General features: G+C 67.0%; 14 protein-coding genes and 1 pseudogene. 8 read left to right on the top strand and 7 right to left on the bottom strand.

The features are described from left to right. The first annotated feature begins 53 nt into the window (after positions 1–53). From kstD to A5702_RS11020, 4 genes are all read left to right on the top strand, one after another. The gene (gene kstD / locus A5702_RS11005) at positions 54–1736 is read left to right on the top strand and encodes a 3-oxosteroid 1-dehydrogenase (RefSeq protein WP_068220622.1); all 1683 of its coding nucleotides are present in this window, start codon (positions 54–56) and stop codon (positions 1734–1736) included. A 1-nt stretch (position 1737) separates the two neighbouring features. Continuing rightward, complete coding sequence (locus A5702_RS11010) at positions 1738–2598, top strand: MaoC/PaaZ C-terminal domain-containing protein (RefSeq protein WP_055403219.1); 861 nt, start codon at positions 1738–1740, stop codon at positions 2596–2598. Positions 2599–2653: 55 nt separating this feature from the next. Further along, positions 2654–4408 (top strand): patatin-like phospholipase family protein, encoded by a 1755-nt coding sequence (locus A5702_RS11015; protein ID WP_068220603.1) that lies wholly within the window; start codon positions 2654–2656, stop codon positions 4406–4408. A gap of 149 nt (positions 4409–4557) precedes the next feature. Then, on the top strand, positions 4558–5505 hold the full coding sequence (locus tag A5702_RS11020; protein WP_068220605.1) for an adenylate/guanylate cyclase domain-containing protein: 948 nt from the start codon (positions 4558–4560) through the stop codon (positions 5503–5505). 80 nt (positions 5506–5585) lie between these two features. Here the strand turns inward: A5702_RS11020 and A5702_RS11025 are convergent, their stop codons facing one another. The 7 genes from A5702_RS11025 to A5702_RS11055 form a co-directional block, all read right to left on the bottom strand. After that, on the bottom strand, positions 5586–6431 hold the full coding sequence (locus A5702_RS11025) for a hypothetical protein (protein WP_068220608.1): 846 nt from the start codon (positions 6429–6431) through the stop codon (positions 5586–5588). Positions 6432–6559: 128 nt separating this feature from the next. Continuing rightward, on the bottom strand, positions 6560–7729 hold the full coding sequence (locus A5702_RS11030) for a lipid-transfer protein (protein ID WP_068220611.1): 1170 nt from the start codon (positions 7727–7729) through the stop codon (positions 6560–6562). Beyond that, on the bottom strand, positions 7729–8130 hold the full coding sequence (locus A5702_RS11035; protein ID WP_068220614.1) for a MaoC family dehydratase: 402 nt from the start codon (positions 8128–8130) through the stop codon (positions 7729–7731). Before A5702_RS11035 ends, A5702_RS11030 begins: the two co-directional genes overlap by 1 nt. Beyond that, positions 8127–9083 (bottom strand): bifunctional MaoC family dehydratase N-terminal/OB-fold nucleic acid binding domain-containing protein, encoded by a 957-nt coding sequence (locus A5702_RS11040; protein ID WP_055399684.1) that lies wholly within the window; start codon positions 9081–9083, stop codon positions 8127–8129. Before A5702_RS11040 ends, A5702_RS11035 begins: the two co-directional genes overlap by 4 nt. Beyond that, a complete protein-coding gene (gene fadE29, locus A5702_RS11045) occupies positions 9080–10243 on the bottom strand; it encodes an acyl-CoA dehydrogenase FadE29 (RefSeq protein WP_067818215.1) in 1164 nt (387 codons plus the stop codon). The genes A5702_RS11040 and fadE29 overlap by 4 nt, the downstream gene beginning before the upstream one ends. Next, positions 10234–11247, bottom strand: a complete 1014-nt coding sequence (locus tag A5702_RS11050; RefSeq protein ID WP_067818218.1) for an acyl-CoA dehydrogenase family protein — start codon at positions 11245–11247, stop codon at positions 10234–10236. The genes fadE29 and A5702_RS11050 overlap by 10 nt, the downstream gene beginning before the upstream one ends. 1 nt (position 11248) lies before the next feature. Continuing rightward, positions 11249–12490, bottom strand: coding sequence for a cytochrome P450 (locus A5702_RS11055; protein ID WP_068220617.1), 1242 nt, complete (start codon positions 12488–12490; stop codon positions 11249–11251). Positions 12491–12612: 122 nt separating this feature from the next. Between A5702_RS11055 and A5702_RS11060 the strand changes: the two genes are divergently transcribed. The 4 genes and pseudogenes from A5702_RS11060 to A5702_RS11075 all read left to right on the top strand — a co-directional run. Next, on the top strand, positions 12613–13776 hold the full coding sequence (locus tag A5702_RS11060) for a steroid 3-ketoacyl-CoA thiolase (protein WP_067818221.1): 1164 nt from the start codon (positions 12613–12615) through the stop codon (positions 13774–13776). Positions 13777–13784: 8 nt separating this feature from the next. Beyond that, the gene (locus tag A5702_RS11065) at positions 13785–14177 is read left to right on the top strand and encodes a hypothetical protein (RefSeq protein WP_055399694.1); all 393 of its coding nucleotides are present in this window, start codon (positions 13785–13787) and stop codon (positions 14175–14177) included. Positions 14178–14210: 33 nt separating this feature from the next. After that, the gene (locus A5702_RS11070; RefSeq protein ID WP_055399696.1) at positions 14211–14663 is read left to right on the top strand and encodes a nitroreductase family deazaflavin-dependent oxidoreductase; all 453 of its coding nucleotides are present in this window, start codon (positions 14211–14213) and stop codon (positions 14661–14663) included. Positions 14664–14938: 275 nt separating this feature from the next. After that, positions 14939–15533: pseudogene (locus tag A5702_RS11075) on the top strand (cytochrome P450); the annotation flags it as partial.

Raw genomic sequence — 15533 nt, forward strand, 5'->3', positions numbered from 1 at the left:
CGTGTGACCGGCCCAGTAGCGCCCGGCCCGGGCAATTCTATAACGTGTTCTACATGACAGCACAGGAGCTCGACGTCGTCGTGGTCGGCAGCGGCGGCGCCGGCATGGTGGCTGCCCTTACCGCCGCTCACCGGGGCCTTTCCACAGTAGTCATCGAGAAGGCTGCGCATTTCGGCGGCTCGACCGCCCGCTCGGGTGGGGGCGTCTGGATTCCCAACAACGAGGTGCTCAAGCGTGACGGCGTCCGGGACAACCCCGAGGCCGCCCGCACCTACCTGCACGGCATCATCGGCGAGATCGTCGAGCCGGAGCGCATCGACGCCTACCTCGAACACGGACCCGAGATGCTGTCGTTCGTGCTCAAGCACACACCGCTCAAGATGTGCTGGGTTCCGCGCTACTCCGACTACTACCCCGAGGCGCCGGGCGGCCGCGCCGAGGGCCGCTCGATCGAACCGAAGCCCTTCGACGCCCGCAAGCTCGGGCCGGACATGGCCGGCCTGGAGCCCGCGTACGGCAAGGTGCCGTTGAACGTCGTTGTCATGCAACAGGACTACGTGCGGCTGAACCAGCTGAAGCGACACCCGCGGGGCGTGCTGCGCAGCCTGAAGGTCGGCGCGCGCACGATGTGGGCGAAGGCGGCCGGAAAGAACCTGGTCGGCATGGGCCGGGCGTTGATCGGCCCGCTGCGAATCGGGTTGCAGCAGGCCGGTGTTCCGGTGTTGCTCAACACCGCGCTGACCGACCTGTACGTCGAGGACGGCGTGGTGCGCGGCGTCTACGTCCGCGACACGGGGGCTTCGGAGTCGTCCGAGCCGCGGCTGATCCGGGCGCGGCGCGGCGTGATCCTCGCCTCCGGTGGTTTCGAGCACAACGAGCAGATGCGGGTGAAGTACCAGCGTGCGCCCATCACCACCGAGTGGACCGTCGGCGCCAAGGCCAACACCGGCGACGGCATCGTCGCCGCCGAAAAGCTAGGCGCCGCACTGGAATTGATGGAAGACGCCTGGTGGGGTCCGACGGTGCCGCTGGTAGGCGCGCCCTGGTTCGCGTTGTCGGAACGCAATTCGCCGGGATCGATCATCGTCAACATGTCGGGCAAGCGGTTCATGAACGAGTCGATGCCGTACGTCGAGGCCTGCCATCACATGTACGGCGGGGAATTCGGCCAGGGGCCCGGTCCGGGCGAGAACATCCCGGCGTGGCTGGTCTTCGACCAGCAGTACCGCGACCGCTACATCTTTGCCGGATTGCAGCCGGGCCAACGGATTCCGCGCAAGTGGCTGGATTCCGGGGTCATCATCCAGGCCGACACGCTGGAGGAGCTGGCCGTCAAGGCCGGCCTGCCGGCCGCCGAACTGCTGGCCACGGTGCAGCGGTTCAACGGCTTCGCCCGCTCCGGCGTCGACGAGGACTTTCACCGCGGCGAGAGCGCTTACGACCGCTATTACGGCGACCCGACCAACAAACCCAACCCCAACCTCGGCGAGCTCAGGCACGCGCCGTACTACGCGGCCAAGATGGTGCCCGGGGACCTGGGCACCAAGGGCGGCGTGCGCACCGACGTCCACGGCCGCGCGCTGCGCGACGACGGCACGATCATCGAAGGCCTGTACGCCGCGGGCAATGTCAGCGCACCGGTGATGGGCCACACCTACCCGGGCCCTGGCGGCACCATCGGCCCGGCGATGACGTTCGGTTATCTGGCCGCGCTGCACATTGCGGGGGAACGCTGAGATGCCCATTGACGTAGCTGTGGCGCTGGCCGCCGAGCTGGAGCCCATCGAATTCTCTTGGACCAGTAGCGATGTCCAGCTTTATCACCTGGCGCTGGGGGCCGGCAAGGACCCGATGGACCGGCGGGAACTGCGGTATCTCGTCGACGACACTCCGCAGGTCCTGCCGACGTTCGGCAACGTGGCGGCCTCCTTCCACATGACCAAGCCGCCGACCGTGCAGTTCCCCGGCATCGACATCGAATTGGGCAAGGTGTTGCACGCCAGCGAGCGGGTGGAGGTGCCCGGGCCGCTGCCGCCGTCGGGCTCGGCCCGCGCCGTCACCCGGTTCACCGACATCTGGGACAAGGGCAAGGCCGCGGTGATCTGGAGTGAGACGACGGTCAGCGCGCCCGACGGCACGGTGCTGTGGACGCAGCGGCGGTCGATCTTCGCCCGCGGTGAGGGCGGATTCGGTGGGGAACGCGGCCCGTCCACCTCCGACGCGGCGCCGGATCGATCGCCGGACCTGGAGATCGAGGTGCCGATCCTGCCGCAGCAGGCGCTGCTGTACCGGCTGTGCGGAGACCGCAACCCCTTGCACTCCGATCCGGATTTCGCTGCGGCCAATGGCTTTTCGCAGCCCATCCTGCACGGACTGTGCACCTACGGCATGACGTGCAAGGCGATCGTCGACACGCTGCTGGACGGCGACGCCGGGGCGGTGGCCGCCTACGGCGCACGCTTCGCCGGAGTGGCGTTCCCCGGCGAGAGCTTGATCGTCAACGTGTGGAAAGAAGATGGCCGTTTGGTGGCCGGGGTTGTCGCGCCTGCGCGCGACAACGCCGTGGTGCTGAGCGGCGTCGAGCTGATCCCGGCGTAGCGCCTTCGCGCCGCGCGGACTACCGCTAAGCGGCACAATATGCTTACGTCCTTTCATGGTCGCTGAAGGGCAGTCGCCCGAACCGCGTGCGGCCGACGAGCGAGCCGCACTGCGGAGCATTCCGCTATTCGCCGAGATCGACGACGAACAACTCCACCTGCTCACGAAGACCGTAGGTCGCCAGCACGTCCCCGCCAACGAGTGGCTCTTTCACATGGGCGACCCGTCGGACGCCATCTATGTAATCGCCTCGGGACGATTCGCGGCCGTCGGCCTCGACGGACAGGTGCTTCGTGAGATGGCGTCAGGTGACTCGATCGGAGACCTGGGCGTGATCACCGGCGCCGCTCGCTCGGCCGGGGTACGAGCCCTTCGGGACGGCGTCGTCTGGAGGATCGCCGCCGACACGTTCAGCGAGGTGCTCGCCAAGGCCCCACAACTGCAATCGGCGATGTTCCGAGCGATGGCGGTGATGCTTCGCGAGTCACGAGCCGCCACCGTCTCTCGCGGTCGCCGGGTCGTCGGCGTGGTGGCGAGCGGGGATGCGGTCGCGGCGCCGATCGTCGACGCGATCGTGACTCGGCTGCGATCGCACGGTCGGGCCGCCGTCGTCGCGCCACCCGTCGAAACCACGGCTGCGGCCAATCATTACGGCGAGCTCGTCGACGCGTTCAGCGAGACCCTCGACCGCGTCGAGCGAAGCAACGATTGGGTCTTGCTGGTGGCCGATCGGGGCTCGGGCGACAGCTGGCGACGCTATGTCACCGCGCAAAGCGACCGAGTGGTGGTGCTTGCCGATCAAACCGATCCGCCGGAGGCGCTCGAACCACCCGTGACGCAAGGGCCGGTCCACCTCGTCACTTGCGGCGTCGTGCCGGACCCGAGCTGGTGGGATCTGCTGCAGCCGGTCTCGCATCACCCCGCCGACGACGACGGAATCGGCGCGCTGGCCCGCAGAATCGCCGGCCGGTCCCTCGGTCTCGTGCTGGGCGGTGGGGGCGCGCGGGGCCTCGCGCATTACGGGGTCTACGAAGAGCTCACGCGGGCGGGCGTCGTCATCGACCGGTTCGGCGGAACCAGTTCCGGCGCCCTCGCCGCGGCCACGTTCGCGCTGGGGCTGGACGCGCGGGATTGCACCGCGGCGGCGCGGAAGTACGTTGCGGAGACCAGGCCGGTCAGCGACTACACGATCCCCGCGATAGCCCTCACGCGAGGCCGCCGTGTCGACCGCCTGATAGAGGGATTCTTCGGTGGCACCACCCTGATCGAGCGCCTGCCGAGGGAGTTCTTTTCCGTCTCCACCGACATCATCACGGGCGATCAGATCATCCATCGCCGTGGGCTGCTGTGGGTCGCGGTGCGCGCATCGATCTCGATACCCGGGCTCCTGCCGCCGGTGCAGCATGGGGAACGGCTGCTCGTCGACGGCGGACTGATGAATATCCTGCCGGCCGACGTGATGTGCGCCGACCCGGACGGCGAGGTGATATGCGTCGATCTGCGCACGACGTGGGTGCCATCGAAGGGATTTGGCCCGCTGCCGGCGAAGCTTCAGCCGCCCGCGTTCGTCCGGCGGCTCTTGACCGGCACGGATGTAGCCCTGCCGCCGCTGCAAGACACGTTGCTTCGCAGCGTCGAACTCGCGGCCCCCAAGTGGAACCTGCGCGAGCTCCCCCGAGTCGCGGCGATCATCGAGCCGGACGTCTCGGCGATCGGTCCGCTGGACTTCAAAAACATCGATGCGGCCCTGAAGGCCGGGCGGATCGCAGCCCGCAGAATCCTCGAAGCGCAGCCGTCGCTCGTTCGCTGAGCCTGTACGATTACGCTGCAGCCAACGGCTCAGCATCTTCAGGTGGCAGACGCTTAGTGTGTGCACAGGGTGGTCAGGGCGAGCGGGGCAGACAACGACGAGTCTCGCTCGCGCACGCGGCCGTTCGAGTGCGGCGAGGCTGTTAACCCATGGGCTCCGATTGGTGGGACAAGCCGCTGGCCAATCTGGTCATGCACTTGAATGGCGGCGAGAAGATCGTGCCGATCTTCGATCAGTTATTCGTCGGCCGTCAGTGCGCGGGCATCGACGAACAGCGCCGACTGGTCATTCCCGATCCGAACATCTCCCGCAACCACCTCGAGATTCGCTTGGACGTCAGTACCGACCGGGCTTACCTCATCGACACCAGCACCAACGGGACGTTGCTCAATGGCATGCCCCTGGAGCGCGCCGTCCAGGTCCCGATCAAGCCCGAGGACCGGATCTCGATAGGCGACGTGGTGCTCGTCTTCCGATCGGACCGGTTCACTGCCGCCGGGGTAACCAACACAAGCCCGACCCTGACCCGCATCGTCGAGGAGACCATGGTCATGGTGGTCGGGGACATTACCAACTACTCGACGATCTCCGAAGTGACCGACAACAGGGTGATCGCCCAGAGCCTGAACTATCTCTGGCACGAGCTCAACCTCGTGCTGCGCGCCCATCGCGGCACGCTCAACCATTACGCCGGCGATGCGCTGTATGCGGTCTGGGAACCGCGGACCATTGCGAGGGCTAACGAGCTCGCGATCGACTTCGCGCTCGCCGCGAACCGGAGGGTCGAGGAGCTCGGGCCCACGCTCCCGCTGCGTAGCCCGGACGGGTCGCCGATCCGCATGGGTTGGGGGGTGGTGCAGGGCCGGGCCGCGATCGCCGCCATGACACGGACGGTCACGGCCGTAATCGGCGACGCGACCAACGTGGCGTTCCGGTTGGCCGGCATTGCCGGACGGGGCGGCCGCCCGATCGTGATGGTCACCAGCGGCGTTCACGCCGCCGTCGAGGCGCGATACATTTGGGGCCACTCCGAGCAGGTAGAGATCAAGGGCCGGCGCGGAATGGAGACCGTCTTCGGTGTTGTCGCACGCGCGTAGCCGGACCCTCTGCGCCGAGTCTGCGACGCCCCTCTGCGGCGAGCGTGCGGCTAGCCGCACAGTCGACGCCGAGCGTGCGGCTAGCCGCACGCTCGCCGCGCGAATGCCGCACGAACGCGGCCGACGATCTCGGCGGGCCGGTCGCCCGACACCACTCGGATGACCAGCCAGCCACCACGCTGTAGCCTTTCCAATCGCCTTACGTCCCAGGTGTATTGCCGGCGATCGCTGCGGTGCTGGTCGCCGTCGTATTCGACGGCGACCTTGACGTCCTCCCACCCCATGTCGAGGTAAGCGAAGACATTGCCGACCTCGTCGCGCACCGGAATCTGTGTTTGGGGCCGCTGTAGGCCGGCCCCGATCAGCACGAGGCGAAGCCAGGACTCTTTTGGCGACTGCGCCCCGGCATCGAACAGATCCGCGGCTCGCCGCGCTCGCGCGATGCCTCTGCGTCCGACGTATCTCCGGGCCAGCAGCTCGACATCAGCCGCTTTGATTTCCGTTGCTCTGGCGAGAGCGTCGATCCCCGCCACAGCGGTCATGGTCGGGTACCAACAGCCGAAGTCCAGTGCCGTCCTGACCGGCGAGGTGACCCGCATGCCGGCCACCAGCTCGATCTCGTCCTCCTCGATCCGGTCCCCGTGCGCGTGAATACCAGGCGGACTGCGCCGATTGTCGTGGATCAACTCCACGACGTGCGCATCATCGACCCACTTGCTGCCATGCAGAGCGGATGCGGCGAACCCTGCGACAACACCTCGGCGGCCGCTCCATAGCCAGCCGGCTTTGGCGCGTAGTTCGGCGGTGATGCCGACATCACGCTCCACGTAGACGTCCGGGAACAATGGGCGAAAGCGAGTAGCCAGTTGCGACTTGGACAGCACCCCTGCAGAGATGGCCTCGCTGCCAATAATCGGCTCCATCATGGCCCCGCAGCGTGGCATGAGGCCGCCGTGGCCGTCACGTCAGCTATCCACAAGTCGCGAGCGTGCGGCTAGCCGCACGCTCGAACGCGAACGTGCGGCAGGCCGCACGTTCGAGGCGAACGGCAAAGCTAGCCGAGGATCAGGCCCGACGTGGGCACGCCGGTTCCCGCGGTGACGAGCACGTGCTCGACGTCGGGGACCGGGTTCACCGACGTTCCCCGCAGCTGCCGCACACCCTCGGCAATGCCGTTCATGCCGTGGATGTAGGCCTCACCAAGTTGACCGCCATGCGTGTTGATCGGAAGCCGGCCACCGACCTCGATCGCACCGTCGGCGATGAAGTCCTTGGCCTCGCCCTTACCGCAGAATCCCAACTCCTCCAACTGAATCAGCGTGAAGGGCGTGAAGTGGTCGTACAACACGGCGGTCTGGATGTCGGACGGCTGCAGACCGGACTGCTGCCACATCTGCTGACCGACCAGCCCCATCTCGGGCAGGCCGAGCTCGTCGCGGTAGTAGCTGACCATCGTGTACTGGTCGGGGCTGGAGCCTTGCGCCGCGGCCTCGATGATCGCCGGCCGCTGCTTGAGATCCTTCGCGCGCTCCGGGGAGGTCACCACGATCGCCACCGCGCCGTCGGTCTCCTGGCAGCAGTCCAGCAGCCGCAGCGGCTCGGCGATCCACCGCGAATTCTGGTGGTCCTCAATGGTTATCGGCTTCTCGTAGAAGTACGCCTTCGGGTTCTTGGCCGCGTGCTTGCGGTCGGCCACCGAGATCACCCCGAAATCCCGGCTGGTCGCGCCGGACCAGTGCATGTACCGCTGCGCGATCATCGCGACCTGCGCGGCGGGCGTCGACAGCCCGTGCGGATACGAGAAGGAGTTGTCGGCCGCCGTCGAATCGGCCTGCACGCCCGCATTTCCCACCAACCGGGTCTGGACCTGACCGAACCGCATGCCCGACCGCTCGTTGAACGCCCGGTACGCCACGACGACGTCGGCCACCCCGGTGGCGACGGCCATCGCCGCCTGCTGAACGGTCGCGCACGCGGCGCCGCCGCCGTAGCCGATCTGCGAGAAGAACTTCAGGTCACCGATGCCGACGGCGCGCGCCACCGCGGTCTCGTTGTTGGTGTCCATGGTGAACGTGGTCAGCCCGTCGACGTCAGACGACGAAAGGCCGGCGTCGTCCAGGGCGTCCAGGACCGCCTCGGCGGCCAGCCGCAGCTCGCTGCGGCCGGAGTCCTTGGAGAAGTCGGTGGCGCCGATCCCGACGATGGCCGCCTTACCCGAGAGCATCAAGCATCCCCCATCGTCAGCACCACCGTCGCGATCACATGATCGCCAAGGCTGTTGCGGCCGAACACCTTCAACGCGATCAGGCCGTCGTCGATACCCGTCACCTCGCCGGAGAAGGTGACGGTGTCGTAGGCATACCACGGCACGCCGAGCCGCAGCCCGATCGATTTGATCCGTGCGGCCGGGCCGGCCCAGTCGGTGACGTAACGCTGCACCAACCCCGTGTCGGTCAGGATATTGACGAAGATGTCCTTGGAACCCTTGGCCTGCGCCAGGTCCCGATCATGGTGGACGTCCTGAAAGTCCCTGGTGGCCAGGGCGGTCGAGATGATGAACGTCGGGTCGCCGTAAATCTTCAATTCGGGCAGGGTGGTACCCACCTCGACAGTAGGCGCGCTCATGCTTGATCTCCCAAGGGTTCCCACGCGTAAAGGCTCCACTCCGGGCCGGAGTCACCGGCCGGGAAGTCGATATAGGTTGCGCGAACCGGCATTCCGATCTTGATCTCGGCGTGGTCGACGCCGCGCAGCTCGCCGAGCATACGAACACCCTCTTCCAGCTCGACGAGCGCGATCACAAACGGCAGCGTGCGTCCGGGCACCTTCGGCGCGTGGTGCACGACGTAGCTGTACAGCGTGCCGCGGCCGCTGGCCACGACGTAGTCGATGGGTTGGGCCTTGTCCTGCCACACCGCCGGCACCGGCGGATGCTGCAGGCTGCCGTCGGGCCGGCGCTGAATCCGTAACTCGTGCGCCTTGACGCCCTCCCAGAAGAAGGCGGTGTCCCGCGACGACGCCGGGCGCATCATGGTGTCGGGATCGAGGTCCTCGGGCACCGAGGACGGCGCGGATTCGCGGGGCTTGAACTTCAAGATCCGCCAAGCCATCTCGGCGACGGCTTCCTCCCCGACCCGCCAGGTGATGTGCTGGTTGATGAAGTAGCCCTCACCGAGGCCGGTCTGCTTGGGGCCCACCACGTCACGCATCTCGGAATGGATGGTGACCTGCTCGCCGGGACGCAGATACCGGTGATAGGTCTGCTCACAGTTGGTGGCGACCACCCCGATGTAGCCGGCGTCGTCGAACAGCTTCATGATCGGGCCCATTGGATCGTCGGTGGGGCGTTCACCGCCCTGCCCGAACATCGTCCACACCTGAATCATGGCCGGCGGCGCGACAATCCCCGGGTGACCCGCCGCCTTGGCGGCATCCTCGTCCACATAGATCGGGTTGCGGTCGCCGAGGGCCTCCACCCAGTTGTTGATGATCGGCTGGTTCACCGGATCCCGGCCCGCGCGCGGCGCTGCCACGACGGTGGCGGTGATTTCCGCGACCGCTTCGGCGATATCCGTCATCGAGGCACCCTCGGCACCTTGAGGCCGGCCGCCGCGATCATCTCTCGCATCACTTCGTTCACGCCGCCACCGAAGGTGATCACCAGGTTGCGCTTGGTTTGCGAATCCAGCCAACGCAGCAGCTCGGCGGTCTCCGGTTCCGCGGGGTTGCCGTACTTGCCGACGATCTCTTCGGCCAGCCGACCGATGTACTGAATCTTCTCGGTGCCAAAGACTTTGGTCGAGGCGGCGTCGGCGACGTTGATGTCCTCGCCGGCGGCGGCCACCTGCCAGTTCAGCAGCTCGTTGATCCGCCACATCGCGTGGATCTCACCGAGCGCCCGTTTGACGTCGGCGTGGTCGATCGGCGTGACGCCGTCGCCGCCCGGCTTGGACGCCCACGCGTGCACCCGGTCGTAGATGCCCGCGGTGCGGCCCGCCGGGCCCAGCATGACGCGTTCGTTGTTGAGCTGGGTCGTGATCAGCCGCCATCCGCCGTTCTCCTCGCCGACCAGCATGTCGGCGGGCACCCGCACGTCGTTGTAGTAGGTGGCGTTGGTGTGGTGGGCACCGTCGGACAGGATGATCGGTGTCCACGAGTAGCCGGGATCCTTGGTGTCGACGATCAGGATCGAAATCCCCTTGTGCTTCACGGCTTCCGGGTCGGTGCGGCAGGCCAACCAGATGTAGTCCGCGTCATGCGCACCGGTGGTGAAGATCTTCTGCCCGTTGACGATGTACTCGTCGCCCTGGCGCACGGCGGTGGTCCGCAGCGAAGCCAGGTCGGTTCCCGCCTCGGGCTCGGTGTAGCCGATCGCGAAGTGCACCTCGCCGGCGAGAATGGCCGGCAGGAACTTCTTCTTCTGTGCCTCGCTGCCGAATTGCTGCAGAACCGGACCGACCGTCTGCAGCGTCACCGCGGGCAGCGGGACGTCGGCCCGATGCGCCTCGTTGACGAAGATCGACTGCTCGATGGGGCCGAAGCCCAAGCCGCCGAACTCCTTTGGCCAACCGACGCCGAGCTTGCCGTCCCGGCCCATCCGCCGGATCACCGCGCGATAGGCCTCGTTGTGACGGTCCTCCTCCATCGCCTTCATCTCGTCGGACGAGATCAGGTTCGAAAAGTATTCCCGCAGTTCCGCTTGCAGCTGACGCTGCTCCGGAGTCAGGTCTATGAACATTGCGCTCCCACCAGATCGAGACGATGAGAAGGCCCGCCCAGCAGCCGGGTCAGGTCCTTGATCGTGGAGTAGTACCGGTGCATCGGATAGGTGATGTCCATGCCCATGCCGCCGTGCAGGTGGTGGCAGAGCTGCATCACCGGCGGCGCCTGCGACGTGATCCAATAGCCGAGCACGTCGAGATCGTCGTCAGCGTCCCGTCCTTCGGACAGCCGCCACACGACCGACTTCGCCGCCAAATCGATGGTGCGCGAAGCGATGTAGACCTCGGCGAGCTGCGCGGCCACGGTCTGGAACGTCGACAGCGGCTTGCCGAATTGCTTGCGGTTGGCCACGTAGTCCGCGGTGAGCCGCAGCGCGCCCGCGACCAGGCCGTCGGTGTAGGCGCCGATGGCCGCCAGCGCCAGCTGGTTGACCCGCGGCGCCCCGGCGCCCGACAAAACGTCGGCGTCTTCGACCACAACGTCGGCGAAGGTGACCGTGTACTCGTTGGAGCCGTTGGATGTCGGGGTTTGAATCACCTGCACCCCATCGGCCTTCGGCGACACCACGACCACCGCGTTGTCGGCGGTCACGACCATCCAGTCGGCGGATTCGGCATACGGCACAGCCACTTTCGTGCCCGACAACCGGCCGTTGGCGAAGGTGGTCGACGGCCGGTCGGGCAACGCGGTGCCGGGCTCGTTGAGCGCGGCGGTCAGCACGCCGCCCTTCGCGACGCCGGCCAGGAACCGGTCCTGCTGTTCGTCGGACGCCAGGTCAAGCAGCGGCAGCACGCCGAAGCCGAGCGTGGCCAGCGCCGGCGTGATGGCGCCGTGGCGACCCACCTCGGTGAGGACGGTGGCCACCTCGGGCAGCCCCACGCCGTCACCGCCGAGACGCTCGGGCACCGGGAGGGCCGTCACGCCCCCGCCGACCAAAGCCTCCCAGCTCAATTCGCGGTCGAGCACCGACGTGACGACGTCGGCGACGGCCTGTTGCGTCGCGGTGAGATCGAAGTCCATGTCAGTTGGATTTGCCGCTGTAGTCGACCTGCCAGTGCTTGATCCCGTTGAGCCAGCCCGACCGCAACCGCTCGGGCTCGCCGATGGGCTTGAGGTCCGGCATGTGGTCGGCCACCGCGTTGAAGATCAGGTTGATGGTCATACGGGCCAAGTTAGCGCCGATGCAGTAGTGGGCGCCGGTGCCGCCGAAGCCGACGTGCGGGTTCGGGTCGCGCAGGATGTTGAAGGAATGCGGGTCGTCGAAGACCTCTTCGTCGAAGTTGGCCGACCGGTAGGACATCACCACCCGCTGCCCCTTCTTGATCTGCACGCCGGACAACTCGGTGTCCTCGCTGGCGGTGCGCTGGAAGGCCGAGACCGGGGTGGCCCACCGGATGATCTCGTCGGCGGTGGTCGACGGGCGCTCGGACTTGAACAATTCCCACTGGTCGGGGTTGTTCGCCATGGCGATCATGCCGTGGGTGATCGAGTTGCGGGTGGTCTCGTTGCCCGCCACCGCCAGCATGACCACGAAGAACCCGAACTCGTCGTCGGAGAGCTTCTCGCCGTCGATGTCGGCCTGGATGAGCGTGGTGACGATGTCGTCGGTGGGGTTCTTGCCCCGCTCCTCGGCCATCGCCATCGCGTAGGTGATCAGCTCCATCGACGACTGCGCGGGGTCGACGTGGGCGTACTCGGGGTCGGTGCCACCGGTCATCTCGTTGGACCAGCGGAACAGCTTGTCGCGGTCCTCCTGGGGGACACCGAGCAGGCCCGCGATGGCCTGCAGCGGCAGCTCGCACGAGACCTGCTCGACGAAGTCGCCGTGACCCTCGGTCGCCGCGGTCTTGGCGATGTTCTGGGCGCGCTGGGCCAGTTCGGCCTCCAGCCGTCCGATGGCCCGGGGCGTGAACCCGCGGGAGATGATCTTGCGCAGCCGGGTGTGGTGGGGCGCGTCCATGTTGAGCATGACGCTGCGCTGTAGTTCGACCTGCTCGCGCTTCATCTCCGGCGGCCACGTCGGGATGGCGCCGTTCATCCAGCTCGAGAAGATGTCGCTGCGCTTGGACACCTCCTTGACGTCGGCGTGCTTGGTGACGAGCCAATATCCGTGGTCCTCGAAGCCGCCCGCGCCGTTAGGGATGTCGACCCAGTGGATCGGCTCCGCCTTGCGGAGCCAGGCGAGTTCCTCGACGGGCAGCCCTGCGAGGTTGACGTCAGGGTCAAGGAAGTCGAAGTCAGCGGGAATGTTGGGGGGTGCCATGATGTGTGCGCTCCTCAATTGCAACGTGTTCTAGTGCCAGTAAAACACGGCTCCTGCGCAGATAAAAGGCAGGTCATCATCCTCGCTTGTCAGACTAATGAAACGTGTTCTAGCCTGACGGAATGGGTAACCCGGTAATCGTCGAAGCCACCCGCAGCCCGATCGGCAAGCGCAACGGATGGCTCTCAGGATTGCACGCCACCGAGCTGCTCGGTGCGGTGCAGAAGGCAGTCGTGGAGAAGGCCGGCATCGACGCCGGCGACGTCGAACAGGTCATCGGCGGCTGCGTGACGCAGTTCGGCGAGCAGTCCAACAACATCACCCGGGTTAGCTGGCTGGTCGCCGGGCTGCCGGAGCACGTCGGCGCCATGACCGTGGACTGCCAGTGCGGCAGCGGTCAGCAGGCCAACGGTCTGATCGCCGGCCTGATCGCGGCGGGCGCCATCGACATCGGCATCGCGTGCGGAATCGAGGCCATGAGCCGCGTCGGACTCGGCGCCAACGCCGGCCCCGACCGCAGCATCCTGCGGCCGGCGTCGTGGGACATCGACCTGCCCGACCAGTTCACCGCGGCCGAGCGGATCGCCAAGCGGCGCGGCATCACCCGCGAGGACATCGACGAGTTCGGCTTCGGATCGCAGGCCAAGGCCAAGCAGGCGTGGGAGGAGGGCCGCTTCGACCGCGAGATCTCCCCGATCGACGCGCCCGCGCTGGACGAGAACAAGCAACCGACGTCGGAGCGGGTCACCATCTCGCGCGACCAGGGCCTGCGCGACACCACGCTGTCGGGCCTGTCCGCCCTTAAGCCGGTCATCGAGGGTGGGATCCACACGGCCGGGACGTCGTCGCAGATTTCCGATGGGGCCGCGGCCGTGCTGTGGATGGACGAAGACAAGGCCAAGGCGCTCGGGTTGCGGCCGCGGGCCCGCATCGTCAGCCAGGCGCTGGTCGGCGCCGAGCCGTACTACCACCTGGACGGCCCCGTGCAGTCGACCGCCAAGGTGCTCGAAAAGGCCGGCATGAAGATGGGCGACATCGACCTGGTCGAGATCAACGAGGCGTTCGCGTCGGTGGTGCTGTCCTGGGCGCGCGTCCACGAGCCCGACATGGCCAGGGTCAACGTCAATGGCGGGGCCATCGCGCTGGGCCACCCGGTGGGCAGCACCGGCAGCCGGTTGATCACCACCGCGCTGCACGAGCTGGAGCGCACCGACCAGAGCACCGCGCTGATCACCATGTGCGCGGGCGGCGCCCTGTCGACGGGCACCATCATCGAGCGCATCTAGCCCGGCACTTGATCGTCTCCGAGGAGAGCCGCATCGCCGCGGCGCAGTCCTACATCGACGCGCTCGTCAACCATGACGGCGACTCCGTTCCGTTCGCCGCCGACTGCACCCGCATCGAGCAAGGGATCAAGAACGGGTTCTCCGGAAACCACCTGCGCCGCAGCCTGAATCGCGGAGCTCAGTACCGGTTGCTCGCGGACACGACGCCGCCGGCCTACCGGATCGACGGCGACCGGGTGCACGCCTCATACGACGTGCTCACCAAGGCGGCGTTCGGCGGCCGGCGGCTGGGCGCACGGGTCGACGAGACCTTCGTGATACCCGCCGAAACCTCAAGCGGACGAGCCGAGATCCACCACATCAAGGTTCGCTTCCAACCGTTCGTCCAGCGGCGGCGATAACGCCGCGGCGCCGCCCAGATACAGAGGAGCACGATGCCCAAACCCAAGCCAAAGTCGCTGAACGCGCCCTGGGTCGGCTTCATCATCAAATGGATGGCCAAGGGCAACACGTGGATCTATCGACGCAGCAACGGAAAATTGGGGGGCACCTTCGGCAACGCTCCCGTCGCGCTGCTCACCACGACGGGCCGCAAGAGCGGTGAACCGCGGGTCAGCCCGCTGCTGTACCTGCGCGAAGGGAACCGGGTGGTGCTGGTCGCATCGAAGGGCGGCAGCGACAAGAACCCGCTGTGGTACCTCAACCTCAAGGCCAATCCGAAAGTCTCCGTGCAGATCAAGGACGAGGTGCTGCAGCTGCAGGCCCGTGATGCCACCGAGGCCGAGCGTGCGGAGTACTGGCCGAAGCTGGATGCCATGTACCCCTCGTTCGGCGACTACCGGTCGTGGACCGACCGGGTCATCCCCATCGTCATCTGCGACCCCTGACGTTTCCTGCCCCGCCACGCCACAGACGCTGAGCGGGAACGCAATTGGCCGTCGCTGATGCGGATGTGCCCGCCCAACCGCGAGTACCGCGACGCCACCGACCGAGTGATTCCGCTCGTGGTGCGCGAGCCGCGCCAGGGCCGCCGGCCCCGTTCGGAAACGACCCTCAATTCTGACGGCCCCTCCGTCAGCGCTTGACTGAGCATATCGCCGTGTGTGACGATTTCGTCAGAAAGCGCCGCCATTGCGCCCGGCAGCGCGCTGTTAGGAGAACGATGCGTCGCACACCGGCCGGTGTCCCGGTATACGAGCCAGACCTCTACTCCACCGAGGCCATCGTCAATCCCTACCCGCATTACCGGCGCCTGCGCGACCTCGGCCAGGTGGTCTGGTTGGCCAAACAGAAGGCGTATGCGCTCCCCCGCTACGCCGAGTGCAAGGCCGTCTTGCGTGACGACAAGACATTCCTCTCGGGCAGGGGCGTCTCCCTGAACCCGATCACCAACCGCTTATCGCGAGGCACGACGCTGAACAGCGACGGCGACGAGCACGACCAACGGCGAAAGCTGGTGGCGCACCGGCTGTTGCCGCGTGTGCTGCGTGCGATCAGCGACAGCGTGGACGCCACCGCCGCGGCGGTGGTCGATGCGGCGCTCACGCACGGTGCGGTCGACGGGGTGAATGACCTGGCGGCCGCCCTGCCGCTGGCCGTGGTGCCTGACCTCATCGGTTGGCCGCGCGATCAACGCGATCACCTCATCGACTGGGGCGGCGCCACTTTCGATGTCCTCGGTCCGCTGGCGCACCACGCGGCGCGCGAACCGCAGCATTTGCAACGCGCGAGGCGTCGATTTGATCGCCTGCCAATTC

Source organism: Mycobacterium sp. E3339, assembly GCF_001666915.1.
GTDB lineage: Bacteria > Actinomycetota > Actinomycetes > Mycobacteriales > Mycobacteriaceae > Mycobacterium.